Here is a 24,618-nt window from a genome sequence, read left to right as displayed (position 1 = left end):
TCAATTAATTTTTTATTTACAAATAAAATCAAAACCATGACAGAAGAATTAATCGTCCCCAGGTGTTATTACCCCTGGCCAACAGTTACCAGTCCTATTGCCAATGCCTTTGATGAGGAAGAAAAAGACTGGTATGATAATGACTATACTTTTATTTCTGAAGAAGGAATAAAAAGATGTAAGCCTCAGCTCCTGTCCCGGGTCGCCACTTATATGAATCCGACTTGTGATAGTATAAAACGTATGCGCCCCTGTGCCAGAATGATGATCTATATCACGCTTTTTGATGACTATTTCGGAATGACGCCCGCAAAGGAATTGAAAACCATAGCAGATCGGGTTTATGAGGTGATGATGGGTGAGGATCCGGGTCCGGATGAAATAGGTATTTTGCGGCAGATGGCACAGGCAAGAAAAGAATGGATTGCGAATGGTATGCCGCAGTTCTGGATAGAGCGCATTTCCATCAATTTTTATAAATTTATTATGTATGGTATTGCGGAAGAAATACCTTTCAAGCAAGCTGAAAATAGAACCTATCCTTTACTTCCGCATTATCTTAATTTCCGAAAATATTCCATCGGTATGTGGCCCTATGGTGACTTGACAGATCCTTGCGTTAATTTTGCGTTACCTGTTCATATTTACGATCATCCTGTTATACAACGTTGTAGAGAATTGCTTTGCCTGCTTATTGCAATCCAGAATGACTTTGCTTCTCTGAAAAAAGAACTTGAAGTAGAAAGTGATTATCTGAATATTATCTTCATTCTTGCTAATCAATATAAGCTTTCCTATCAGGAGGCTTGTACAGAGGCTATGAGAATACATGATGCGTATATCGAGGAATTGGATGATTTGCATAAATCTCTCCATTTTCTGGATTTTGGTCCTTTTCAGGAAGCGGCATACAATCATGTTTATCACGTTAAACTGCACATTAGCGGCTGTGAAAATTGGTATTATAATTCTGGTACCAACCGGTATGAGCCTAAAGCATTTATTGTGCCGAAGTATGGTAAAGAAGGAGACGACGATGTTAGCCCGCAAAGCATTTTTGTGAAAAAATAATTCTGAAAATTTCCTGATGTGTTCAATACAATAACCTCCCAAACAGATAATTATTAATACGAATTAAAGGCTGAAATTCAATATTTATAACCTTCTGGGGGTATATTTGATAAACGATTCTGTTCGTCCGGCGGGAAAATTGCATTTTAGTTATTGGTTATTAAGTTTATGGGTATTGCCTAAATAACTCAATAACCTGGTAATTTTACAGCCTTTTTAAAAAGGAGGATTTTTAATCCCCGGTAAAGAAATCTTTGCACCTTCTAAGTAAGGCTCTTATCTTCTGCCGGAATATGTCATAGCCTCTCCTTTACCAAAGCTATAGCTTATACCCAAGGTGAAGAATTGTCCTCTCCGGGAGAAATTATACACGGAAAAATCGTCCTGGTAAACGTAAGACTCCTGTATCCCGGATGAAAAAACGTCGCGTACTCCCAGGTTTATAATGGCTTTTCCGTTCCAGAGTCTTTTCCTTACTCCTACATCGGCAAAAGCAAAGCCGGAGACTTCTCCCTGAACTGTGGGGAAACCGGATTGATAATTTACGGTAAGTTCCAGATCATAATCCGCCGGGAGCTTGAATTTTGAATTTGCCCTGAACGACCACTGGTCTCCCCTGAAATCGAAGTTCTGTTCCTGGTAATCTCCCTTGCGCTGAAAGAACCCGTAGTTAAAATCACCGCTGAGGGTAATTGCTCTTACCGGGGTGTATTTTCCGTTGATCTCCAGGCCCGTCTTTCGATTGGTCCCGATATTCATCGGTGTGGTGACATTTACATTGTCTTCAAAAGTGGATACCCTCTCCACGACATCGGTAGTGTAGAGATGATAAACACTGCTGTTCAACGATGCCTTTTCGAAGATAAAGATACCTGTGATCTCATAAGAATCCGCAAATTCGGGTTGTAAATCGGGGTTTCCCCTTCGGATGTTATAATTGTTCCTGATATTAAAAAAAGGATTGAGGTCCCAGAGCCTGGGTCTGGAGACCCTCCTCGTATATCCCAGCTGCAGGGAATGGCTATCATTCAGTTTATAAGAGGTGTGGAAGGAAGGGAAAAAATTGGTGTAATCCTGTTGATTTTCTTCGCTGGTGTCGGTAAGCAGGGTGTTGAGGTTTGTGTTTTCTACCCTAAAACCGAGTTTAACACCAAACCTTTCCCTTTCATAGGCACCTGTGCTATAAACGCCAAATACTTTTTGTTTGTATTCGAAATTGTTGGTAAGGCCGGCATCGGGAACCCATTCGTTGTTCTCCAGGTTGAATACCGCGTAATCGTTACCCACATTGTTAATTTCGTATGCCGCACCGGTTTCCAGGGTGAAATGTTCTGAAAAAGGATTGGTGTAGTCCAGTTTAAAAACAAAATCGTGCTGGTAAAAATCGGTACCGGTACGCTGGTCCGGGTCTGCTTCCGACCCGACCGTAGGTGTATTGGTAAATTCAGAAGATTGGTCCTTGCCAAAAAAGCTCCCCAGGGTGCTGAATAATAAAACGTGGTCTTCGTTATTCCTGAACTGCTTTTTATACTGCAGGTCATACTGATACTTCGGGTTTTTGGCTGAGGTGTTTTCCTCCCTTAAATATTCGGAAACAAGCTCATCTTCCACGCCGTAAAAGCCTAAGGTGGTCTCCGATGGCTGATTTTCTTTTTCATATGCGAAGTTCCCGGAGAGGGTCAACGTGTTGTAATCGTCAATGTAATAGTCCGCCCCCAGGATAATGTTAAAAAAAGCCTCGTTCCGGTATTCCGTCCCGTCACTGTGCACCTCGGTGTTGTTGGTAAGGTTCCTGTTGATGCTTTCATTATCACTCGGGAGCGAGCGGTAACCTGCTCCTAATTGGGTGAAAAAATTGAAGTTTTCCGTCCTCCTGTTCAGGCTTACCCCTATACTGTGATTGTCCGGTATCCCGGTATTGGCGGAAACAGACCCGTTAAACCCTTTTTTTTCTTCCTTTTTCAGAATGATATTGATGATCCCGGAAGTCCCTTCCGCTTCATACTTGGCAGATGGATTGGTGATGACCTCCACACTTTCGATCATATCGGCCGTTATGGTGCCCAGGGCGTTACTTTCTTCATCGGCTAAAACAGAAGGCTTCCCGTTAATGAGTATCTGTACCCCGGAATTTCCTCTCAGGCTGATCTGCCCTTCGATACTCACATTGACGGAGGGTACGTTATTCAGGACGTCCAAAGCTCCTGTACCGGTGCTGCTGATATCCGACCCTACATGAAATACCCTTTTATCCAGTTTGAATTCTACCGTAGAGCGTTCCCCGGTTATGACTACCTCATCCAATGCCTCGGTATCCGGGGACAAAGCTACTTTTCCAAGATCAATGGTCCTGCCTGTTTCAAAATCTTTGACAGTCTTGCTCAGGTAGCCCAAAAAGCTGATCTCAATAAAAAATTCTCCCGCTGTGGTAGATACTTCAAAATAACCGTTTTCATCCGTGGTTGTACCGGTTATTCCTGTACCCGAGTGCTCCGTAATTACCACGGTGGCATATGCCAAAGCTTCCTGATCGGTGGCGTCTACAATTGTTCCGGTAACAGTTTTACGTTCCTGTGCCATAAGAAAATGGCCGGTAAACAATAAAACTCCGGCCAACACTATCTGCAGGATATTCTTCATACGTATACCTTTTACAACTTATTCTATTTGATTTGACTACCAAAGTAATAAAGGAAATGAAAAACATGCAACAAAGATCGGGTGAACAACAAATCTTATCCAGTGAACAACGTATCTGCTGTCTTTTTTACTCACTAAGTGTCCCGATATTATCGGGCTTGCCCCGAGGTAGTGGACTCAGACGGTCTCTTAAAATAAGGTGAGTTTCTATGTTAAAATATGCAGGTTAGCTCCCGGATAATGCAGATCGGGTGTGTAATCCTGTCGTTCGGGGGGCTCGATTTGGGAAACCCGGCAGAAAGCATACTTTTATATAATGAATTTGTCCCTTCGACTATCCAGACCGTTGTTTTACGAAATCCTGTTCCAGGTGTTCCTCCTGGGGCTGGTTTTTGTTTTTTATGCCTTTGACCGGGTGGGGTCCAGTATAGAAACGCGTGTAGAAGGTTATGAGATCGCATTTTTTTCAAATTACGTTTTTGCGGCCTTTATTATTAATTACTTCTTGCTTCCCAGGTATCTTTATCGCAAAAAATACTGGCACTTTTTTTTCTGTATGTTTGTATTGATCGCTGTGGTGATCTTTATGGAAGAGGGGGTTATTGAAAAAATTTATTTTCCCACGACCAGGGGAACCAGTTTTCCCGGGGTATTCTATAACCTTTTGAATGCTATGCCAACAATAACCATCCTGGCCGGATTTAAGTTTGCGTGGGACGCCCTGAAAAAACAACGTGAACTGGAAGAACTCAGAAGTGCGGTAAAGGAGAACGAATTACAATTCTTAAGGTCGCAGATAAATCCCCATTTCCTGTTCAATAATTTAAATAATCTGTATTCCTACGCTTTGGAAGGCTCTTCCAAAACTCCCGAAATTATCCTGGAATTATCGTCTGTGCTCCGGTACGTACTATACGAATGTCAGACAGAATATGTACCTTTGGAAAAGGAAGTACGGCACTTAAGAGATTTTGTGAAATTAAACGAGTTGCAGTTGGAAGGCCGGTCTAAAATCGATTTTTCCTGTAAAGACATTTCATCCAGTTTTTATGTGGCCCCACTTATATTTCTGGTCTTTATCGAAAACGCATTCAAACACAGCATGTCCAGTTTAAGTGAAAACATCCGGATATCGATCGATATCTCCATGAAAGGTGATCTGTTGTACTTCCGGTGCGAAAACACTTTTTCCGAAGAATCCAACCTCGATAGTTTGTCCAGTGGTATTGGCCTGGATAATGTAAAAAGAAGACTGTATATACTGTATCCCAAATTGCATGAGCTGGATATAGAAAAAGAGGAGGGGGAATACAAGGTTTTCCTGAAAATGAAGCTTCATAAACGAAACGGAAGATGAACTGTATCATAATTGAGGACCAGGCGCCTGCACAGCGAATTCTTAAAAAGTATATCCTGGATTTCGGTTCTTTGGAGCTGAAAGAAAGTTTTACCGATCCGATAGCCTCCCTGGACTATTTGAAATCAGAGAAAACAGACCTGATATTCCTGGATATTCACCTTCCCAAAATTTCCGGTATCGATTTTTTGAACACTTTAAAACATCCGCCCAAAGTGATCATCACTACGGCGTTTTCCGATTATGCCGTACAAAGCTATGAGTTCGATGTTGTGGACTATCTGTTAAAACCGTTTTCTTTTGAACGGTTTGTCAAGGCCGTCAACAAAGCCATGCCCAATATATCTCCACCTGCACACGAGACAGACCTCCGGAAAGGGAAAATTTTTTTTGTGAAGTCCGGGTATGAATATTACAAGATCAACAGCAAAGATATTGTCTATATCGGTTCGGATATGGACTACACCGAATTGCATCTGGAAGCCGGGAAACATCTCACTACCGAAACACTACAAAACTGGGAAGAAAAATTACGGGATCACGGTTTTTACAGGGTGCACAAGTCTTTTCTGGTGAATTCATCCATGGTCAAAAAAATTTCCGGAAACCTGATCTTCCTGGAAGGAGATCTCCAAGTGCCTATTGGCAGGTCGTATAAAGACTCCTTCATTTCCCGGTTCCTGAAGTAAGCGGAAATAGGTTCGTCCCGGGTTATGTTACACGTTGCAGGTTACAGGTTTTTCTGTTACCCGGGGAAATGCGGAGAATCTCCGATAAGTACGAAATCTCCCGGTAAAACAATGTCCGAATAGCACTCCGGAAACCTGCTACCTGCAATATATAACGATTATAAAATCAAAATTCCGCAACTTCGGGGGTTGTTCGAAATTACCTTCTTAACTCTTGTGGTTCGATATTCAGAACCGCCAGGCCATAAATTAGTTTTTATAAAAAGGCTAGTCCTTTTTGGATATAACCTGAAGTTCTGAAACGATTATTTTCAGTAGTCCTTCAAAGATACATCGGCCCCACATAAGTCTCTTTCAGCCCTCCCCAGTCAATTACAATACGCTGAACAATTACTCCCGGATCACCGCAAGTCAGCGTAAGGGTATGTTTTTTTGCTTTTTGCTCAACAGGAAACCTGGCTACCGCAAGGGCTCCGTTCTGCAATACCTGGTCTTTCCATTTCCCGGAAAACTCTTTGGGGTTATTTTCGGCGACATAAATAAACGCGGTATCTACCTGGGAAAATTCGTACTCAAGCGTGACCCATCCGGGTTTTCCGAGTCGACATGTTCACTAAAGGTATTATATTTGAAAGGAGATGTTTGTTAAGAAATGTTGATTCCGGGGCGCCTGAGACACCGGGAATTTCAAATGGCACATAGTTTATACGCTTTGAGCCATATTTAATACACCCTTAATTGCCTTTTTGATAACATTGTTAAATATTTAAATTACTGAATTAAAAATTGATGATCGCCAGATTAAATAAGATTATTTGGATATGCTTAGCCCTGTTTGTATTTAACCGGGCGCAGGCGGAAGACTGGAATAAAGTACTGACATCCCCGGACGGAAGCTATCAGTTGACAGTAACAGGAGATAATGCCGGGGAGATTAAATATAAGGTAAACTATAAAGGGAAACCCCTGATCAAATCATCCCGGTTACAGGTTGAGTTGGATAACCACCTTTCCGAATGGGCGCTGGCCATTAAGGAAAAACCCGAAACTCCCTGGATGGACGGACTTGTCCTGAAAAAAACCCTGACCAATACGGTGGATTCAAGCTGGACTCCAGTTTATGGCGAACGTTCTGTCATTCAGCAGAAGTATAACGAACTGACCCTGTCTTTTGAACAAAAGGCCAGCGCCAATTACAAAATGGACATCCAATTAAGGGTCTACGATGAAGGGGTGGCCATCCGGTATTATTTCCATACCAACCCTACGGGCATTTACTACCGGATCACCGAAGAAAATACGGAATTCACTTTTCCTGAGGGGACACAGGCCTGGTTTGAGCCGTGGGCACAGGGACCCTTTACAAAAATGCCTTTGGCCGAATGGCCGACGGAAAGCGAAAGGCCACTCACCCTGGAACTGGAAAACGGTCTGTATGCCTGCCTGGCAGAAGCGGCTATGGTAGATTTTGTCCGAACAAAATTCGAGTTGGCCGATGGTAAACCCAATACCGTAAAAACGGTGCTCTACGAGTCTGTAGACAAAGTGCCGTATTTTGCTACACCGTGGAGAGTGATCATGGCCGCGGAGACTCCCGGTGAACTCATCGAACACAACGATATTTTGCTCAACCTGAACGCCCCTTCCAAAATAGAGGAGACCTCCTGGATCAAGCCCGGAAAAATTGTGCGGGATCTCACCTTATCTGATGAAGGAGCCAAAGACTGGATAGATTTTGCCGCAGCACATAACCTGCAATATGTTTTGTTTGACTGTTGCTGGTATGGCGATAATTTTAGCTGGGATTCGGATGCAACTACCGTAGATATTGATCTGGATTTGAAGGAAGTGATCCGCTATGGCAAAGAAAAAGGTGTGGGTATCTGGGTATATGTCAACCAGCAGGCACTCGCCAAACAGGATTTTGATATTTTCCCCCTTTACAAGGAATGGGGACTGGCTGGCGTAAAATACGGTTTTGTACAGGTAGGCTCCCATCGCTGGACCAAATGGCTGCACGAATCGGTACAACGGGCAGCCGAAAACCGGTTGATGGTCAATATCCACGATGAATTCCGCTTAACAGGTGAGCAGCGTTCCTGGCCCAATATCATGACCGTAGAAGGTATTCGCGGTAATGAAGAAATGCCCGATGCTACCCATAATACCATATTACCGTTTACCCGTGGCATTGCAGGAATGGGAGATTATACCGTGTGTTACTATACACCGCGTATCAAAACCACGCATGCACATCAGCTGGCTTTATCCGTAGTGATGTACAGCCCGTTGCAAACGCTATTCTGGTATGATAAAGCTTCCGATTACCAGGGAGAACCGGAAATTGAATTTTTTGATAAAGTTCCCACGGTATGGGATGATACCCAAGTGCTGGACGGTCGGATAGGTAAATACATCATTACGGCCAGACGATCGGGAACGGAGTGGTTTATCGGCGGGATCACCAATAATGACGCAAGGGAGATTGAACTGGACCTCAACTTCCTAGACAAAGACAAAAAATATGTCGCCACCCTTTACCAGGATGATGCGTCCGTAAAGACCCGGACACAGGTATCCCTGACACAGAAAAAGGTAACGGCATCGACCAAACTGAAGTTAAAGCTGAAAGCATCGGGAGGTGTGGCAATATGGATAAGGGAACGATGATCTTGAAATTTGTTTTGGCCGTTATCCTGTGCATAAGTACGGGCATAATGGGTATGGCACAGTTACCCGTACCTTCCGATATCGGAGATGTGCACCCGCGCTGCTTCGGTAAAAAGATGTCCGGAGAAGCGGTTCGGCAACTGGTTGCTCAGGAAGAATGGGCGCAGCAGATCATTTACAAAACCGAAGAAAAGTTGTCCGAATACCTGGACCATTGGAAAGACGACCCGGAATGGCTGCTGTCCAGGCTTCAAATGTACTGGAAAACCAAATCGACGCAAGTCCATATCGACGGGGGTAAATACGACCACGCAGATGGAGAAGCGCCCGTTCCTACGGTCAGGTTTCCGGGGACGAGGGACCATCGTACCGATTATCTTACACCGCAACCGGAAGATGTCAAACCTTTTATGGATGACGACCGGGGATTGTACCTTCAACGAAGAGATAATAAGCAGTGGGAATGGACCGATATTGTTTCCTCGGCCAGGATTGTCGAGTCCATTAACCGGAACATCCTGGAAATAGCCAGGGATGCCGCTTTTATGTATTGGTACACCGGTGAGGAGGACTATGCCAAACTTGCCTTCGGGGTATTGGATACGTACCTGACCGGGCTTTATTACCGGGCGGAACCCATAGACCTGAGCCATGGCCACCATCAAACCCTGGTAGGGCTGACCTCCTTTGAAGTGATACAGGAACATTACATCGCAGAAGTCACGCAGGCTTATGATTTCCTACATGGTTACATTTCGGTCAACTACCCTGAAAAGATCACGTTGTATAGTGCCAGCCTTCAGAAGTGGGCCGACCAGGTGATTAAAAACGGGGTGAGTTTCAATAACTGGAACCTCTTCCAGGCGGGGCACGTATCCCGTATTGCCCTGGTATTGGAAAATGACTCCGCTTATAAAAACGGCAAAGGCGCGCAATATTATCTCGACAGGATTACTAATCAAAGTAGTACCCGCCAATGGTCGCTTACCAAACTCATCGATTACGGGTACGATCCTGAAACGGGTATCTGGAATGAAAGCCCGGGCTATGCATTGGGCGTCCTCAGGGATTTTATTCATTTTGCAGCATTTTACGATCATACCTTTGACATTGACCTGGTAGCCAAACTACCCGTACTCAGACAGGCGGTCATTGCCGCACCGCAATATCTCTATCCTAACGGTTACCGGGTGGCCTTTGGAGACGGGCACTACGGAAAACTGGAAGCGGGGCCAGTATTGTATATGATCGAAAACGCCAAAAAATACGGTAAGGAAACCGATGAGGTTTTTTTCACCCGTATGCTCAAGACCCTGTTTGATGAAAACGTTTATGCAGGGGAGTTCAAAGGCAGGCATATCAAAGACCTCTTCGCCGAAGAGCCGCTTAAGGTCCGGAAAGACATTAAACCCGGTAAACCCGAAGATTTTACTTCTCCGCTGTTTTACGCGCCCAACACCAGTTGGCTGGTGCAACGGCAAGGTAGAGGTGAACCTGGTCTGATGATCAGCCAGATCGGTTCCAAAGGCAATCACATGCATTCTAACGGCATTGCCATGGAACTTTATGGACAGGGTTTGCCACTGGCACCGGAACTCGGAAACGGCCCCAGCTACTTTTCCGCAGCTTATGCCGAATATTACTCCCAGTTTCCGGCCCACAACACGGTAATCGTTAACGGAAAGTCCAGGTATCCGGAAATGAAAAGCAATCACGCCTTTACCCTCCATGCCGCCTATCCCGAAAGCGGGAAACAGGAGGGCAACCTGCCGGGTCTTACTTTTTCCGATGTGGGCTTCCTGGAACCGGAAACCCATAGCGACCAGCGAAGGGTAATGGGCATTGTTTCCGATGAAGAAAACGGGTATTATATCGATATTTTCCGCTCCGCGCAAAGGGAAGGGAAGGATATCAAACACGAATATTTTTATCATAACCTGGGGCAAAGCCTGGCCCTGAAAGATATGCAGGGAAATCCCCTGAACCTGGAACCAACCTCAAAAATGGCTTTTGGCGATGGCGACCTGATGGCCTACGATTATATGTGGGATAAAAAATCTATCGAATTCACTGGTGATTTTACCGGGCAGTTTAACCTGGAAATGCAGGACAAAACCGTTACTATGAACCTTTGGGTCAAGGGTGAAAGCGACCGGGAGATCTTCTCGGCCATGAGTCCGAAGTCCACGGCTTTCCGGCACGGGCCGCTCCCGGAAGCATTCTATGATTTGCCAATCCCGATCCTGGTCATCCGGCAAAACGGAGAAGCGTGGAACCGTCCTTTTGTCGCCGTGTATGAACCCGCTTTAAACGGAGGGTCCAATATCCGGTCTGTGGATTATTTCGGTGAAAATGAGCAGGTCGGCATCCATGTGACCGACAGATCGGGAAAAGAAGATTTTATTCTGTCATCCGCAAGCGGTGATCAGGATTGGAAATATAAAAATATCTCCCTCACAGGGACATATGGGGTAATATCCATTCAGGATAACAATCTTAAAATGTTCCTGGGTCACGGCCGGTCACTTGGTTATGGAAAGTATACATTGCGCGCCGAAGAACCGGCTTCCCTGGCATTCGAGGTTGACAAAGGGCAATGGTATGTGATGACCACAGCCCGGGCATGCCTGGACATTTCCGTTAATGATGTAAAAGCGGATTATAAACTGGAAGATACTCATGGCAACAGCTATCAGGGTAAAGTAGACAAAAAGGCGAAACAGGTTCGTTTTAATCTTCCCGTATTGGATTATACCCCGGTAGAACTGAAAATATCAAATTAAACTGACAGATTTTCAACACCTGCAGTTTTTAAATTTTTGAAATGGATAAAATGTATTTTAAGTTGATGAAAAAGTTCTTATTTGTTTTTGTGGTGTTTGTTTGCTTTATATCGGCAGGCACAGGCTTTGCGCAGGACAGCCTGGTTACCTACGATGTTCCCAAAGCGCTATTTTATACCATGCATAACGATGATTTTACCGTGCAGGTAAGGAATCCCGGAGGACCGTGGATGGACCTTTACGAATACAAAGTACAGGTAGACATGGACCGGGTGCAGGATGCCTCCATGGTCTATTTTGATTTTTCGGGGACAGTGGAAGTAAAGATCCGTAAAAACAACGGACTGGTGAATGCCGTGGATATCCGGCCATTATCTTATGAGATCACACCCGAGATGAAAGGCAATATCATCCGGTTTACCCTGAATAAGCCCAGGAACATTTCCATAGAAGTGAACGGGGACAGGCTTCACAATCTTCACCTTTTTGCCCGGCCCATTGAAGAAAGCCGCCCGGATCCCAAAGACCCCGATGTGGTTTATTTTGGTCCGGGTGTACATGAAGCCCCGGATAAGCCGGGAGATGTCTTCCAGGTTAAAAGCGGGCAGACCGTATATATCCATGGCGGAGCGGTAATCAAGGGGAAACTGCTCTGCAACAATGTTAAAAATGTGCGTATCCTTGGAAGGGGGATCATTCTGGAACCCGAACGGGGCGTGGAGATCCGTTTCTCCGAAAATGTGGAAATTGACGGGATCCATGTAGTGAATCCCAGGCATTATACCATTTACGGAGGGCAATCCAGGGGACTAAAGATCAGGAATATTACATCATTCAGTTGTGGACCATGGACGGATGGTATTGACCTGATGAGTTGTTCGGATGTAGAGATTGACGGCGTTTTTATGCGCAATTCGGACGATTGTATTGCTATCTATGCACATCGCTGGGATTTCTACGGGGATGCGAGAAACTATAAGATCACCAACTCCACGCTTTGGGCGGATATTGCTCATCCGACCAATATAGGGGCTCATGGTAACACGGAGCATGAAGGAGATACGATTGAAAATATCACCTTCTCGAATATTGACATCCTGGAGCACGATGAGGATGACCCTTGTTGCCGGGGTACCATGGCTATTATTGCCGCAGATAACAATCTGGTGCGCAATGTTACCTATGAGAACATCCGTGTAGAAGATATTCAAGAGGGCCGTTTATTTGATTTGCGTGTGTTGAATAACCCGAAATACAATACCAGATCGGGAAGATCGATCGAGAACATTCATTTCAGGAATATTACTTACAATGGCTCCGGTTTACTCCCTTCTCAGATCCGGGGATACAACGAAGACCGGAAAGTCGACGGTGTGACATTCGAAAATGTGAATATTAATGGCGATAAGATCATGTCTGTCGGGGAAGGCGATATCATCATCGGGGATCATGTGGAAAATATAAAATTCAAAAAGTAAAGTAAATATGAAATGCCCATAAGCAAAATTGCCATACCTTCCGAAAGCTTCCGGGATGACATGATTACTTCGGGCATTACTCCCGATAATCATCGGGATAACCTATGAAAAACCAATAAAAAATAAACAGATGAAACAGAAAACGAATAGATCAAAAATCCTTGTCGCAATAGGTGCGTGTGTACTTCTTACGGGGTTGATAAGTTGTAAAAATAACCAGGGTAAAGAGACAAAAGAGTCAGAGAAAACTTCCGAGCTCGTGAGCAACCCCCTTTCCGAGATCTCCTGTGCAGACCCTTCCATTGTAAAACACGACGGCAAGTATTACATCTATGCCACGGTTGATCCCTGGGGAGGAGACGAACTTGTTGTCCTGGAATCACCCGATTTTAAAAGCTGGGAACGGAAGCATATCCAGTGGCCCAATCCGGAAGACTGTGTCAGTCCTACTTCACGGAACGATAAAGTATGGGCCCCGGGGGTAATTAAAGGCAAGGACGGCAAATTTTATATGTACGTAACAGTGCACAACGAAGTCTGGGCCGGGGTTGCGGATCACCCGCTGGGCCCCTGGAAAAATGCAAAACCGGATGGCACTCCCTTTATCAGGGGCAATATGTTCCCCGAATATCACATGATCGATGCAGAACCGTTCATCGATGAGGATGGCCAGGCCTATTTGTACTGGGGATCGGGGTTGAACTGGGAGAACGGGCACTGCTTTGTGGTAAAACTCGGAGAGGACATGGTTTCCTATAATGAGGATGAAATAAAAGATGTAACCCCACCCAACTATTTTGAAGCTCCGTTTATGCTCAGGAAAAACGGCAAGTATTACCTGATGTATTCCAACGGAAAATGCACGAACAGCACCTATGAAGTAAGGTATTCTGTAAGCGATACCCCTTATGGCCCCTGGACGGAAGGCCCGGAAAGCCCCATTCTTACCACAAGCAGGGATTCTACTACACTCGGACCGGGACATCATACCGTTTTTTCCGAAAACGGACAGGATTATATTCTATACCACCGGATCAGGGACAACAGTGAATCCCTGCTTCGTGAGCTGGCCATAGATAGCCTGAATTTTGATACGGAAGGGAATATCCGCAAAGTAACCCCACGGGGTGTTTCAAATGTTGCCTTGTGAGACGTGAATGGGAGGGACGGGTTTAACGTATTTTCAGGTTAAATGGTATCCAAAACAACTTTTGCCCTGTTCCAAAGCATATTTTAGTGCTTATGGGTAATAGATTGCGAAAACTAAACCACTCTGCACTGAAAGGTGCAGAGTTTTTTTTTACTGGGGACTAAAAGTTCCTCTTTTTAGAAAGCAATAAAATAACCAAGTTATTAGGTGGATTGAGTTATTGAGTCAACACCTAATAACCCAATAACTTTATAACTCAATAACCTGGATTATAATTTTATCGCACTACTAAAGTACTGCAATAAAATTGCAGGGTTTGACACCCCTAACTGAGACCAATCAACTACATCGGGATCAGGACAGGCGTTGGGAATAAGACCCATTTAATGGGATTTAAGCTATAAGTTCGGGTTTTTAAACAATCGGTTGCGTCAATCCTTTCAGGATAAATATTTTTTTATTTAATTTACTGTATAAATATAGTCTACAAGACTTTATGATATTTGTGCAACCGGTTGTTTTGATTAAACTCTAACATGTCATTCTCAGAAAAAATCACCCTTTTAGTCCTGGTCGTCCTTTTCGCCACGGGAACATCTGTAGCAAACAATGGTTATGACCTGTGGCTCCAATACCGGAAAATAGAAGACTCTGGTATATTGACAGGATATACCAAACATATCCGTTCTGTTTATATGGAAGAAGGGAGCGAAACCTTGAATGTCGCCCGCGAAGAACTGTCCCTCGGACTGGGTAGCCTGCTGGATGCCTCCATCCCTTTTGTAGATGCACAGTCGGCGGACCATTCGCTGGTCATAGGCAAAATCCGAAATCTGGACAGTGCTATTCAGAAGCATCTCAGTGAGGAAGTTTCAAGGATCGGAAAAGATGGATTTCTGATAACTACTTTTCAAAACCGGACTATCATTACCGCCAATAAAGACATTGGCATTCTTTACGGGGTGTTCCACTTTTTAAGGCAATTGCAAATGCATAAGTCCCTTAAGGATGTGCACATCCTTGAAGTTCCTAAAACGGATGTCCGGGTATTAAACCACTGGGATAACCTCGACAGAACCGTAGAGCGGGGATATGCGGGAGCTTCCATATGGAATTGGCAAAAATTGCCGGACTTCATAGACCATCGTTATATAGACTATGCGCGGGCCAATGCTTCCGTGGGGATTAACGGGACTGTCCTTACCAATGTAAATGCCAGTGCGTTGGTTTTTTCCTCTTCTTATATAGAAAAAGTAGCTGCTTTAGCCAAGGTGTTCAGACCTTACGGAATAAAAGTATACCTTCCGGCAAGGTTTTCGTCCCCCATGGAAATAGGGGGACTTGCCACAGCCGATCCGCTCAACCCCGAGGTACAACAGTGGTGGAAAGAGAAGGCCAGTGAAATATATGAGAAGATCCCCGATTTTGGGGGATTCCTGGTCAAGGCCAATTCGGAAGGACAGCCTGGTCCGCAGGATTACGGCCGGTCTCATGCCGAAGGGGCGAATATGCTTGCGGATGCCCTGGCTCCTCATAACGGCATCGTAATGTGGCGGGCTTTTGTCTATTCCGAGCACGATACTTCGGACCGGGCCAAACAGGCTTACAGCGAATTTGTTCCCCAGGACGGAAAGTTCAGGGATAATGTGCTTATCCAGGTGAAGAACGGAGCTATAGATTTTCAACCCCGGGAACCTTTTCACCCCATGTTCGGCGCCATGCCGAAAACCCCGCTCATGATGGAATTCCAGATCACCCAGGAATATCTGGGCTTTAGCACACATCTCGTTTTTTTACCCAAACTCTATGAAGAAGTATTGAAGGCAGATACTTACCGGCATGGAAAGGGATCGTTGGTAGCCAAAGTCATAGACGGTACCCTTGATCATAAACCGATAACCGGAATGGCCGGGGTGTCCAACATTGGAAGTGATATCAACTGGACCGGGCATCCTTTTGCGCAGGCCAACTGGTATGGCTTCGGGAGACTGGCCTGGGATCCGTACCTTGGTGCGGAGCAAATTGCCGATGAATGGCTCCGTCTGACTTTTTCCAATAAAAGCGAGTTTGTAGAGCCTATGAAAGAAGTATTGTTGAAATCCCATGATGCTGTGGTAAACTACATGACCCCTTTGGGATTACATCACATCATGGCTACAGGGCATCATTATGGCCCGGGCTCCTGGGTGGATAACCTGGACAGGCCGGAATGGAACCCGGTATATTATCACAAGGCAGATACCCTGGGCATAGGTTTTGACAGGACACTCTCGGGAAGTAATGCCACCTCTCAATACGCAAAGGAAGTCGCAGAGATGTTCAATGACCCGGAGACCTGTCCGGAAGAACTTCTCCTTTGGTTCCATCATCTTCCCTGGGATTATAAACTGCAAAACGGAAAAACACTGTGGGAAGGGCTGGGAGTAAAGTACCAGCAAGGTGTGGATTGGGTCAGGAATACACAGACATTATGGAATAAAATGAAGCCTTATGTCAACGAGCAGCAATTTCAGGAGGTGCGCATGCTGTTAAACATTCAGTTTAAAGAAGCCAAATGGTGGCGAGATGCTTGTATGTTGTATTTCCAGACCTTTTCAAAAAGGGAATTTCCGAAGGAAATGGAAAAACCTTCCCGGACATTAGAGTATTACCGCTCCCTGGAATTTCCTTATGCGCCCGGAATAAGACCGCAGCAGAATTAAGTATTATTAATATGAGTTCGATTTGTATTTTGCAGAAAAAATAATGATTTGATTTAGTTCTCTGTTTTCCAGGATAGATACGAAGGTTACCCAATTTTTATCCTGGGTTTTTAAGATTTTGTCAACTACATTCTTTATTCATAAGTACAATTGTTTCTTTTAATCCCATTACATGGGGCTAATTCCCGATGCTATGCATTGAAATGGGCTAAGATTTGTTCGTTTGAATACCTTTTGTCCCGATAATATCGGGATGCTCCGAGGTAGTTGATTTACTGTCAATGTTTAGTATAAACGCAGTAGCAGTATAAAAGCACATTACTTTCAAACTGCTACCAGGCTATAAAATTTCTAAAGATTTTCAGTTGCACTTCAATTGCTTTTATACATCTTTGTTGGCGGTTCGTTGCTATTTTATTTATTCAATTGCCACTTATCGGCAAGTTTCTTGTTAAACCCTTCACCTTCTTTAGGATTGGGCTCTCCCTTACCCGTGGTGATAAGTTTGTAGAGACTGTTGTTTATATAATTGTTCCAGCCATCCCTGCACACTTCAAAGCATTCATTAAAAGCTGTTAGCCCTTCTTGGGTAAAAGTCATTCTGGTCTTATCTCCTTCCCTGGAAATATCAAAAACAATTCGGTTTCCAACCCATTCTTCCTTGTCTTCGATGAAGTTGAAACTGTTGTCTATGACCTTCCACACTATTTTTTTATTGGGAATCATTTCCACGACTTTTATTTTACAGAGGTGGATATCTTTATAGTGGTAGAACCATTCTTTGTTCAATTTGTCCGTAGGTCCTTCAATTTCTTCAGACCACCATTCACGAACGTTATTGATGGCGTTGTACACTTCTTCAGGGTTTTGATCTACCAAAATGGTAGTACTATAATCTTGTTTACTCATAATTATGTGATTTATTGATTTTTGTTTACTAATTGTTCTTTTATCAAATGATGTATTCAAGTTGTTGTTTGTGAATGGCAAAGAAAATATAGCCAGCAGGATGAAAGATTTCATATCAAAAGGTTTTTAGGTCTTATTTCAGTTTTTCTTCGAGGTTTTTCATATACTGTGTCCAGGCTGCTGTGCAGTTGCTGTAGCATTCAAACTTCGGCACAAGCCCTTCGTGGGTAAAGGTCACCCGGGTCATACCTCCTTCCTGGGCAATTTCAAACCGCAATTTTGTGTTCATCCATTCATCGGTTTTGGTCAGAAACGAAAGGTCGGATTCAATGACCTCCCAAACGATTTTTTGATTTGGAACAAGTTCTGTTAACCTGTGCTTTGAATAGTGGGCTCCGCCGCCCGCGCTAAATGAAAATTCATCATTGATCTTCCGGCTCTCACCGGTAATGGTTTCTTCAAAAAACCCTGACCACCACTTATCGATGACCAAGAGTAAATTGAAGATTTCCTCAGGGGATTTTGGTGTAGTAAAAACATACGAAAAATCTTTTATTTTTACTTTTTTGTCTTCGGTAACATTCGGTGTTTTCATACTAAATCTTTTTATCTTAAACTTCTTACTTACAAAGATATATGTCTGTATTTGTCTTTTCAGAGGGGAAATAAGACAAAGTAAAAGGTTGATTCAGACATATTGTTTTCCTATGTTTGCTAAAAGCATCTATAATGAAGCATCTTAGTATACTTGTACCACAGGGACAGAACAACCTGAGTAGCGTTGTGGGACCGTTTAAAATATTCAATAGGGCCAATACCTGTTTTGAGCAGGCCGGCAGGGACAGGGTTTTTGATATAGAACTTGTGGGTACTAATGACAAGGTGGATTTTTACCACGGTCTGTTCACGGTAAATACGCAAAAAAGCATACAGAATATAGACAAAACCGATCTTATCATCATCCCTTCGTTAAATCATAATTACGAAAGCGCTATTGTCGGTAATGAAGCTTTGATAAAGTGGATTTACAAACATTACAAAGCCGGTACTGAAATTGCCAGTATCTGTACGGGTGCCTTTCTATTGGCTGCCAGTGGCGTGCTTGATGGAAAGAGCTGTTCTACGCACTGGGCTGCAGCAGAAAATTTTAGGAAAATGTTTCCGGGGGTGAACCTTCAAACCGACCAATTGATAACTGATGAAAATGGTATCTATACAAATGGTGGGGCGTACTCTTTTCTTAACCTGATGATTTATTTAGTAGAAAAGTACTATGACAGGGAAACGGCTATTTTTTGTTCAAAGGTGTTTCAAATAGATGTAGCCAGGAACCTTCAGTCTGAATTCTCAATATTCAACGGCCATAAAAAACACGATGATGAGATAGTCCGGGAAGCCCAGGTATTTCTGGAAGAAAACTATCGGGAAAAGATTTCCATAGAGACTCTGGCCAGAAAACTGAATGTGGGCCGGAGAAATTTTGACAGAAGGTTTAAAAAGGCTACAGGTTTTACACCACTTGAATATTTGCAACGTGTAAAGGTTGAAGTGGCAAAAAAGGTCTTTGAAAATACCAGGTTAAATGTCAACGAAGTAATGTATGATGTAGGTTATAGTGATAGTAAGGCCTTTCGGGAAGTCTTCAGCAGGATTACCGGGCTTCCCCCGGTCGATTATCGAGCTAAATATAATAAGGGTTAAACTTTTGAATTCTGTCATCCGAATTCATGATCGTTTTTTCAACTGCCCGGACTTTTCAGAAAGAATTGTTTTTCCGATACCGTCTTCAGTCAGCTTTTTTTGAACTTCCTTTTTAACGGTAGTATTTTTCTTTTTTGCTGTTCCACTTTATTTATTGTTAACTATCTTCATTTCCTGATGGCTTTTAGCCTGAATTAAGTATTTGATATTTTTTTGACCCGTTGAATGACGTTTAAATTATAAAATGGGTTATAATTTATCAATATTGGATTATAGTTGATATTCCTTATAAGCCGGTCTGGCTATCATTGTATGCTAAAACCAGAACTTCTTCCGATACTTTTTTACTGCGGGTCACTGCCTTGTCCTCTTCGGGATAAATTAATGGTGAAGTGATAGTGGAACAAGGGAGAGAAGAAAACCAAAATTAAATTTTTTATGGAAAAAAATGATTTCGCCAGAGCAAGATCACGGATGAGGGGGCTCATCGGTATTTTGTGGCTATGTAGCATGTTTGGCAGCCTGTATGCACATCCCGATGACATTCGCCGGGGTATGGGGATGATGTTCTCGAAAGTCACCGGAAAAATAACTTCGGCCACCGACGGCCAGCCTTTGCCGGGGGCAACAGTAATGGTGAAGGGAACTTCAACAGGAGTGGTGGCTGACTTTGACGGAAATTACGAAATAGAGGTGGACGATCCTGCCAATGCCGTATTGAAGGTTTCTTTTGTAGGATTTAAGACCATAGAAATTCCCGTAAACCATCAAAATACTATGGATGTGGCATTGGAGGAAGACCTTGCCCAATTGGAGGAAGTTGTAGTGGTGGGGTATGGTACGCAAAAGAAAGCGACACTTACGGGAGCTATAGAACAGGTAGATGCGGAGGTCTTTGAAGACCGGGCCGTTACCAACCCTGCGCTTTCCCTTCAGGGGCAAACACCGGGTTTGGTAGTAACCCGTACTACATCCAGGCCCGGTAATGAAGACCTCAAGCTGCAAATACGGGGGGTTACATCGGTAAATGGCGGGTCGCCACTCATCGTTATTGATGGAGTGCCCGCGGTGAATGACAATGCTTTTTATAACATGAATCCTGACGATATAAAGTCTATAAGTGTCCTGAAAGACGGGGCAGCTTCTATCTATGGGTCCCGTGCCGCTAACGGCGTTCTATTGGTGGAGACCAAAAGAGGTTCCGCCGGAAAGATCAAAGTGAACCTCACCAGTAATTTCCGTGTAAATACCATTGGCATACGACCCGCTGCACCCGGAATGAAAGAATATGCCGGGATGTTTATGGAAGCCACGGATCAGGATGGGGACAATGCCTGGTATTGGGGATGGAGAAACAGGGAAACCCTCATGAGAATGCAAACCGAAGGGCCCGGTATATATACCACGGAATACTGGGGAGATATTTATCTCGGTAATGCTTCCCGCTTTGATGATATGTACGGGACATCTTATTCTCATCAAACAAACCTGAGTATTTCGGGCGGTTCGGAAAGGGCCAGGTACCGGCTTTCTGCCGGATATGCCGAAAATATAGGTAACCTCAAACCTTCCTACGATGGCAAAAAACAATATAACCTGAGGTTTAATCACGATTATCAGCTTTCTGACCGGATAAAACTCGAAACAGGGGTATCTTACTTCAGGTCCCATATCTCAGCTCCTTCGGGAGGGCTTGGTGTTACTTCATTGGCCAATGACCCCCCGTTATTCCCTTCCAAAAATCCCTATGGCCAGTGGTATGCCAATTTTGGTATTGCCGGGAACAGACATTCCGTAGCCAATGCCATGGAGGGTGGCCGGAACGAATCTTATGCAGATCAGCTGAAATTATACCTGGCAGCTACGGTAGATATCACTGATGATTTGAATTTCAGGGCCACGGCCAGTGTGGATAAAGAGTTCTGGGACCAGGAAGTATATAAGATCAATGTACCGATGTACACCTGGTTCGGTGAGTTGGCACCGGAGTCCGTGAACCCCAATTCTTCATTTGAGAAGAAAAAAAATAATATCAGCTACCAGAACTACGGAGCTTTTCTCAACTACAGCAGGTCATTCCGGACCGATCACAATTTTGCTATGATGCTGGGGACCACCGCCGAATTGCGAAAGACCGATGACCTGAAAGGATTCAGAGAAGGTTTCGAGGATTATGGCATTTATGATTTAAACGTGGCATCGCTTGATAACAATGTAACCAATGCGGGAGGATCTTCCAACTGGGGTTTCCTTTCGTATGTAGGACGTTTCAATTACAGTTATAAAGACAAATACCTGCTGGAGCTTACCGGCAGAAGGGACGGGTCTTCAAAGTTTCACCCCGATTATCGTTGGTCCAACTTCGGTGGGGCTTCCGTTGGCTGGGTAGTAACGGAAGAACCGTTTATGCGGAATATTCCCGCGCTGAACTTTCTTAAGCTCAAAGCCAGTTACGGCGAGATGGGGGGACAGGTAGGCATAGGCAACCACGATTATGCTTCTGCTATAACCCTGGGAACGGCTATTTTTGGTGTGCAGGCCAGTAATCAGACTGCTGCATGGGTTAGTGGCCTTACTAGTCTTACCCGTACCTGGGAACGGATAGGAATGGCCAATTACGGGATTGAATTCAGACTTTTGGATCACAGGCTATCAGGGTCATTTGACTATTTTACCAAGAAGAACGATGGTATGCTGATCGCTGTGAACTATCCCGATATTTTAGGAGGAAATGTCCCAAAAACAAATAGCGGAGTGTTGAAAGTGAAAGGATGGGAGGCCGTATTGGCCTGGAAGTCTGAAATAGGCGACCTCAAATACAATGTATCCGTGAATATGAGCGACACCAGGAATGAACTGGTTCGCATGGAAGGGGTGAGCAGTTACAATGCCGGTCTGAATTCGACCGTCCAGGGATATGCGTTGGATTCCTATTTCTTATATCAAACCGATGGCTTGTTTGCCAGTGAGGCGGAAGTGGAAGCTTATTATGAACAAGTGGGCAATGGAGGAGAGATTCCGGCAGTCGATAATGCGTCTGTCCGCTTACGCCCGGGAGATACGAAGAAAGTTGACCTGGACGGCAATGGTCTTATCCTTGGTTCCGGAAATACAATAGACGGTAATGGCGATGTGAAATATATGGGAGATGCCGCCCCGCACTATATATATGGTATAAATATAGGGATGCAGTACAGGGGATTTGACTTCAGTACTTTCTTTCAGGGAGTGCTTAATCAAAACATAGTAAGAACCGATCATATGAGCTTTCCGTTCAGTACGGTAGGGAATAATCAGACAACAGCCTACCGGGGCAAAACGTGGACAGAAGAGAACCCGGATGCATCTTATCCCAGGCTGACCGCACAATCGGGCAGGGCAGGCTGGAACTGGAGAAATAATGACTTTATGATGCAGAACAACCGTTACCTCAGGATGAAAACACTGGTGTTTGGCTATACGTTCAACAAGCTGAAAATCGGAAATTACGCTATGGACAGGTTCCGGATATATTTTTCAGGAAACGACCTGTTTGAATTTACGAGTGTAAAAGATGGCTGGGACCCTGAGTTTGGCGCCAGCAGCCATAGCTCTTATCCATTTAACAGAACGTATTCAATTGGTCTGAATATGACATTCTAAAAAATTTAAAAGATGAAAAAGTTCAATTACATACTTATGTTGTCCGGAATATTGATTTTAACAGCATGTGAAGATGAATTTCTGGACCTGAAAAGGCCGGACGCCCTATCGGAATCGTCTTATTACCAGACTGCCGATCATTTCAGGACGGCTGCCAACGCTTTTTACAGTAATCTATGGGCCTGGAACTGGCACGATGGAGGCAATGCCCAACAGCTCCTTTTGGACAGGGGGGCTGACCTGAACCTGTTTTTTACCAATTACGGGAGAGGGAATATAACACTTTCCAATACAGATGTTGTCTGGACAGATTCCTATAAACATATCAGGGGGAATAATATCTTATTGGAAAAGGCCAATGATTATGCCGGAGCCCCCGAAGAAATCGCCGAATATGTAGCGGCGGCCAGATTTTTCAGGGCGTATCATTATTTCTTCCTCCTTCAAAGATTCGGGGGCGTACCTGTAGTAACCGCTGTATTGGATATAGATTCTCCCGAACTGATAGGAAAAAGGAATTCCCGGTATGAAGTTTTTAGTCAGGTAAAAAACGATCTGGAAGAAGCTATCGAAGGGTTGCCGAGGGAGACAAGTATCGGTACTTCGGATAAAGGCCATATAAGCAAGGAAGCAGCACAATCATTTTTGGCCAAAGCGCTTCTGTTTGAAGCAACCTGGGAAAAGTATGTAGGTACCACTACCGACGGAGACGGCATGGGGATAGGTGCGGGATCGGCAAAGCCGGAAGGATATCCTTCCATAGAGGGAATGCTCAACCAGGCAATTGTACTATCAAAAGATGTAATGGATAACGGTGGTTTTGAGTTGTGGAATTACAATGGAGAATTGAACAATCTGACCATGTACTATCTCTTTAACCTGGAGGATGGCGGGTCCAATCCGGCCGGATTGGACAAGTCCACCAACAGGGAGTTTATATTCTACAGTAAATATGACTATACCCTACGCCGGGGCGGGACTAATATCAGCCACGCTTCCTATTACTCTTCGGTAAATCAGAATTTTATGGATATGTTTCTCTGTACCGATGGGTTGCCTATAGACAAATCGCCTTTATTCGAGGGGTATCAAAACAATTACCAGCAATTGTACAACCGCGACTACAGGTTATACGCATATGCCGGCACAAATGAACAAGAGGTGGAAATTGTGGAAGAAACACCGGCACTTATAGATGGAGCAATGCCCGGTTATTATTGGAACCGTAAGTTCAGATCCTATGACTATCCCAATTACCGGGAAGCAAACACAGAGTCGTCCGATTTTCCGCATATCAGGCTGGCAGAGGTATATCTGATTTACGCCGAGGCTTTGTATGAACGCAACGGATCGATCACGGATGCCGAATTGAACGAGTCGCTTAATCTGGTGCGGGAAAGATCCGGTGTAGCTCCGCTCACAAATGGACTGGCAACTGTAAATAACCTGGATATTCTTGAAGAAATACGAAGGGAAAGAACGGTAGAGTTGTTTCAGGAAAACAGCAGGTATAACGATTTGAGGAGATGGGGCATTGCCGAAGAGAAATTGAACGAACCCGTTTTCGGGCCCGTTATAGAAGGTACCGATTATGAAAACAATCCGGAATTGTATGAAGCATCGTCTTTTCAATATGGAGAAGCCGTAAAAGAGTACACCGGTGAAGGGCCATTAAGGGCCATAGTAGTGGATCCGGAAGCAAGCAGAAGCTGGTCTCGTTCCGATTATTTGCTTCCCATTCCGGTAGAGGAGATCAATTTGAATGGAACCCTCCTGCAGAATCCGGGATATTAAAGATCAATAAATCCAGGCACTTCCGGATCATG

General features: G+C 44.2%; 15 protein-coding genes. 11 read left to right on the top strand and 4 right to left on the bottom strand.

Annotated features, from left to right (window positions below):
• Positions 1 to 36: 36 nt before the first annotated feature.
• A complete protein-coding gene (locus tag ACVBDU_RS20855) occupies positions 37 to 1,071 on the top strand; it encodes a terpene synthase family protein (RefSeq protein WP_447181628.1) in 1,035 nt (344 codons plus the stop codon).
• Positions 1,072 to 1,347: 276 nt separating this feature from the next.
• On the opposite strand, the gene ACVBDU_RS20850 is transcribed toward ACVBDU_RS20855, so the two are convergent.
• Positions 1,348 to 3,711 (bottom strand): TonB-dependent receptor, encoded by a 2,364-nt coding sequence (locus ACVBDU_RS20850; RefSeq protein WP_447181627.1) that lies wholly within the window; start codon positions 3,709 to 3,711, stop codon positions 1,348 to 1,350.
• 316 nt (positions 3,712 to 4,027) lie between these two features.
• Between ACVBDU_RS20850 and ACVBDU_RS20845 the strand changes: the two genes are divergently transcribed.
• Together ACVBDU_RS20845 and ACVBDU_RS20840 are read left to right on the top strand one after the other, a co-directional pair.
• Positions 4,028 to 5,068, top strand: coding sequence for a sensor histidine kinase (locus tag ACVBDU_RS20845; protein ID WP_447181626.1), 1,041 nt, complete (start codon positions 4,028 to 4,030; stop codon positions 5,066 to 5,068).
• Positions 5,065 to 5,757, top strand: coding sequence for a LytR/AlgR family response regulator transcription factor (locus ACVBDU_RS20840; RefSeq protein ID WP_447181625.1), 693 nt, complete (start codon positions 5,065 to 5,067; stop codon positions 5,755 to 5,757). The genes ACVBDU_RS20845 and ACVBDU_RS20840 overlap by 4 nt, the downstream gene beginning before the upstream one ends.
• 322 nt (positions 5,758 to 6,079) lie before the next feature.
• On the opposite strand, the gene ACVBDU_RS20835 is transcribed toward ACVBDU_RS20840, so the two are convergent.
• A complete protein-coding gene (locus ACVBDU_RS20835; RefSeq protein ID WP_447181636.1) occupies positions 6,080 to 6,298 on the bottom strand; it encodes a hypothetical protein in 219 nt (72 codons plus the stop codon).
• A 248-nt stretch (positions 6,299 to 6,546) separates the two neighbouring features.
• Between ACVBDU_RS20835 and ACVBDU_RS20830 the strand changes: the two genes are divergently transcribed.
• The 5 genes from ACVBDU_RS20830 to ACVBDU_RS20810 all read left to right on the top strand — a co-directional run bounded on the left by ACVBDU_RS20830 (position 6,547) and on the right by ACVBDU_RS20810 (position 16,540).
• The gene (locus ACVBDU_RS20830; RefSeq protein WP_447181624.1) at positions 6,547 to 8,427 is read left to right on the top strand and encodes a glycoside hydrolase family 97 protein; all 1,881 of its coding nucleotides are present in this window, start codon (positions 6,547 to 6,549) and stop codon (positions 8,425 to 8,427) included.
• The gene (locus ACVBDU_RS20825; RefSeq protein ID WP_447181623.1) at positions 8,424 to 11,210 is read left to right on the top strand and encodes an endo-acting ulvan lysase-like protein; all 2,787 of its coding nucleotides are present in this window, start codon (positions 8,424 to 8,426) and stop codon (positions 11,208 to 11,210) included. Before ACVBDU_RS20830 ends, ACVBDU_RS20825 begins: the two co-directional genes overlap by 4 nt.
• A 65-nt stretch (positions 11,211 to 11,275) precedes the next feature.
• On the top strand, positions 11,276 to 12,688 hold the full coding sequence (locus tag ACVBDU_RS20820; protein WP_447181622.1) for a glycosyl hydrolase family 28 protein: 1,413 nt from the start codon (positions 11,276 to 11,278) through the stop codon (positions 12,686 to 12,688).
• Positions 12,689 to 12,818: 130 nt separating this feature from the next.
• The gene (locus ACVBDU_RS20815) at positions 12,819 to 13,838 is read left to right on the top strand and encodes a family 43 glycosylhydrolase (RefSeq protein ID WP_447181621.1); all 1,020 of its coding nucleotides are present in this window, start codon (positions 12,819 to 12,821) and stop codon (positions 13,836 to 13,838) included.
• A gap of 536 nt (positions 13,839 to 14,374) precedes the next feature.
• A complete protein-coding gene (locus ACVBDU_RS20810) occupies positions 14,375 to 16,540 on the top strand; it encodes an alpha-glucuronidase family glycosyl hydrolase (protein WP_447181620.1) in 2,166 nt (721 codons plus the stop codon).
• A gap of 414 nt (positions 16,541 to 16,954) precedes the next feature.
• On the opposite strand, the gene ACVBDU_RS20805 is transcribed toward ACVBDU_RS20810, so the two are convergent.
• Together ACVBDU_RS20805 and ACVBDU_RS20800 are read right to left on the bottom strand one after the other, a co-directional pair.
• Positions 16,955 to 17,449, bottom strand: a complete 495-nt coding sequence (locus ACVBDU_RS20805) for an SRPBCC family protein (RefSeq protein ID WP_447181619.1) — start codon at positions 17,447 to 17,449, stop codon at positions 16,955 to 16,957.
• 133 nt (positions 17,450 to 17,582) lie between these two features.
• Positions 17,583 to 18,044 (bottom strand): SRPBCC family protein, encoded by a 462-nt coding sequence (locus ACVBDU_RS20800; RefSeq protein WP_447181618.1) that lies wholly within the window; start codon positions 18,042 to 18,044, stop codon positions 17,583 to 17,585.
• A gap of 134 nt (positions 18,045 to 18,178) precedes the next feature.
• On the opposite strand from ACVBDU_RS20800, the gene ACVBDU_RS20795 reads away from it, so the two are divergent.
• The 3 genes from ACVBDU_RS20795 (at position 18,179) to ACVBDU_RS20785 (ending at position 24,586) form a co-directional block, all read left to right on the top strand.
• Complete coding sequence (locus tag ACVBDU_RS20795; protein WP_447181617.1) at positions 18,179 to 19,150, top strand: GlxA family transcriptional regulator; 972 nt, start codon at positions 18,179 to 18,181, stop codon at positions 19,148 to 19,150.
• 438 nt (positions 19,151 to 19,588) lie between these two features.
• Complete coding sequence (locus ACVBDU_RS20790) at positions 19,589 to 22,792, top strand: SusC/RagA family TonB-linked outer membrane protein (RefSeq protein ID WP_447181616.1); 3,204 nt, start codon at positions 19,589 to 19,591, stop codon at positions 22,790 to 22,792.
• A 12-nt stretch (positions 22,793 to 22,804) separates the two neighbouring features.
• Positions 22,805 to 24,586, top strand: a complete 1,782-nt coding sequence (locus ACVBDU_RS20785) for a RagB/SusD family nutrient uptake outer membrane protein (RefSeq protein WP_447181615.1) — start codon at positions 22,805 to 22,807, stop codon at positions 24,584 to 24,586.
• The last annotated feature ends 32 nt before the right edge of the window (positions 24,587 to 24,618 follow it).

The organism is Sinomicrobium endophyticum (genome assembly GCF_052983315.1).
The sequence above is the reverse complement of the archived record's forward strand: the minus strand, read 5'-3'. Positions and strand labels throughout refer to the sequence as shown.

Bases quoted from the DNA above. Each gene is read 5' to 3' on its own strand.
- ACVBDU_RS20845 (WP_447181626.1), top strand. From the start codon at position 4,028: ATGAATTTGTCCCTTCGACTATCCAGACCGTTGTTTTACGAAATCCTG.
- ACVBDU_RS20810 (WP_447181620.1), top strand. From the start codon at position 14,375: ATGTCATTCTCAGAAAAAATCACCCTTTTAGTCCTGGTCGTCCTTTTC.
- ACVBDU_RS20825 (WP_447181623.1), top strand. From the start codon at position 8,424: ATGATCTTGAAATTTGTTTTGGCCGTTATCCTGTGCATAAGTACGGGC.
- ACVBDU_RS20830 (WP_447181624.1), top strand. From the start codon at position 6,547: ATGATCGCCAGATTAAATAAGATTATTTGGATATGCTTAGCCCTGTTT.
- ACVBDU_RS20820 (WP_447181622.1), top strand. From the start codon at position 11,276: ATGAAAAAGTTCTTATTTGTTTTTGTGGTGTTTGTTTGCTTTATATCG.
- ACVBDU_RS20785 (WP_447181615.1), top strand. From the start codon at position 22,805: ATGAAAAAGTTCAATTACATACTTATGTTGTCCGGAATATTGATTTTA.
- ACVBDU_RS20790 (WP_447181616.1), top strand. From the start codon at position 19,589: ATGGAAAAAAATGATTTCGCCAGAGCAAGATCACGGATGAGGGGGCTC.
- ACVBDU_RS20815 (WP_447181621.1), top strand. From the start codon at position 12,819: ATGAAACAGAAAACGAATAGATCAAAAATCCTTGTCGCAATAGGTGCG.
- ACVBDU_RS20855 (WP_447181628.1), top strand. From the start codon at position 37: ATGACAGAAGAATTAATCGTCCCCAGGTGTTATTACCCCTGGCCAACA.
- ACVBDU_RS20800 (WP_447181618.1), bottom strand. From the start codon at position 18,044: ATGAAAACACCGAATGTTACCGAAGACAAAAAAGTAAAAATAAAAGAT.
- ACVBDU_RS20805 (WP_447181619.1), bottom strand. From the start codon at position 17,449: ATGAGTAAACAAGATTATAGTACTACCATTTTGGTAGATCAAAACCCT.
- ACVBDU_RS20840 (WP_447181625.1), top strand. From the start codon at position 5,065: ATGAACTGTATCATAATTGAGGACCAGGCGCCTGCACAGCGAATTCTT.
- ACVBDU_RS20795 (WP_447181617.1), top strand. From the start codon at position 18,179: ATGAAGCATCTTAGTATACTTGTACCACAGGGACAGAACAACCTGAGT.
- ACVBDU_RS20850 (WP_447181627.1), bottom strand. From the start codon at position 3,711: ATGAAGAATATCCTGCAGATAGTGTTGGCCGGAGTTTTATTGTTTACC.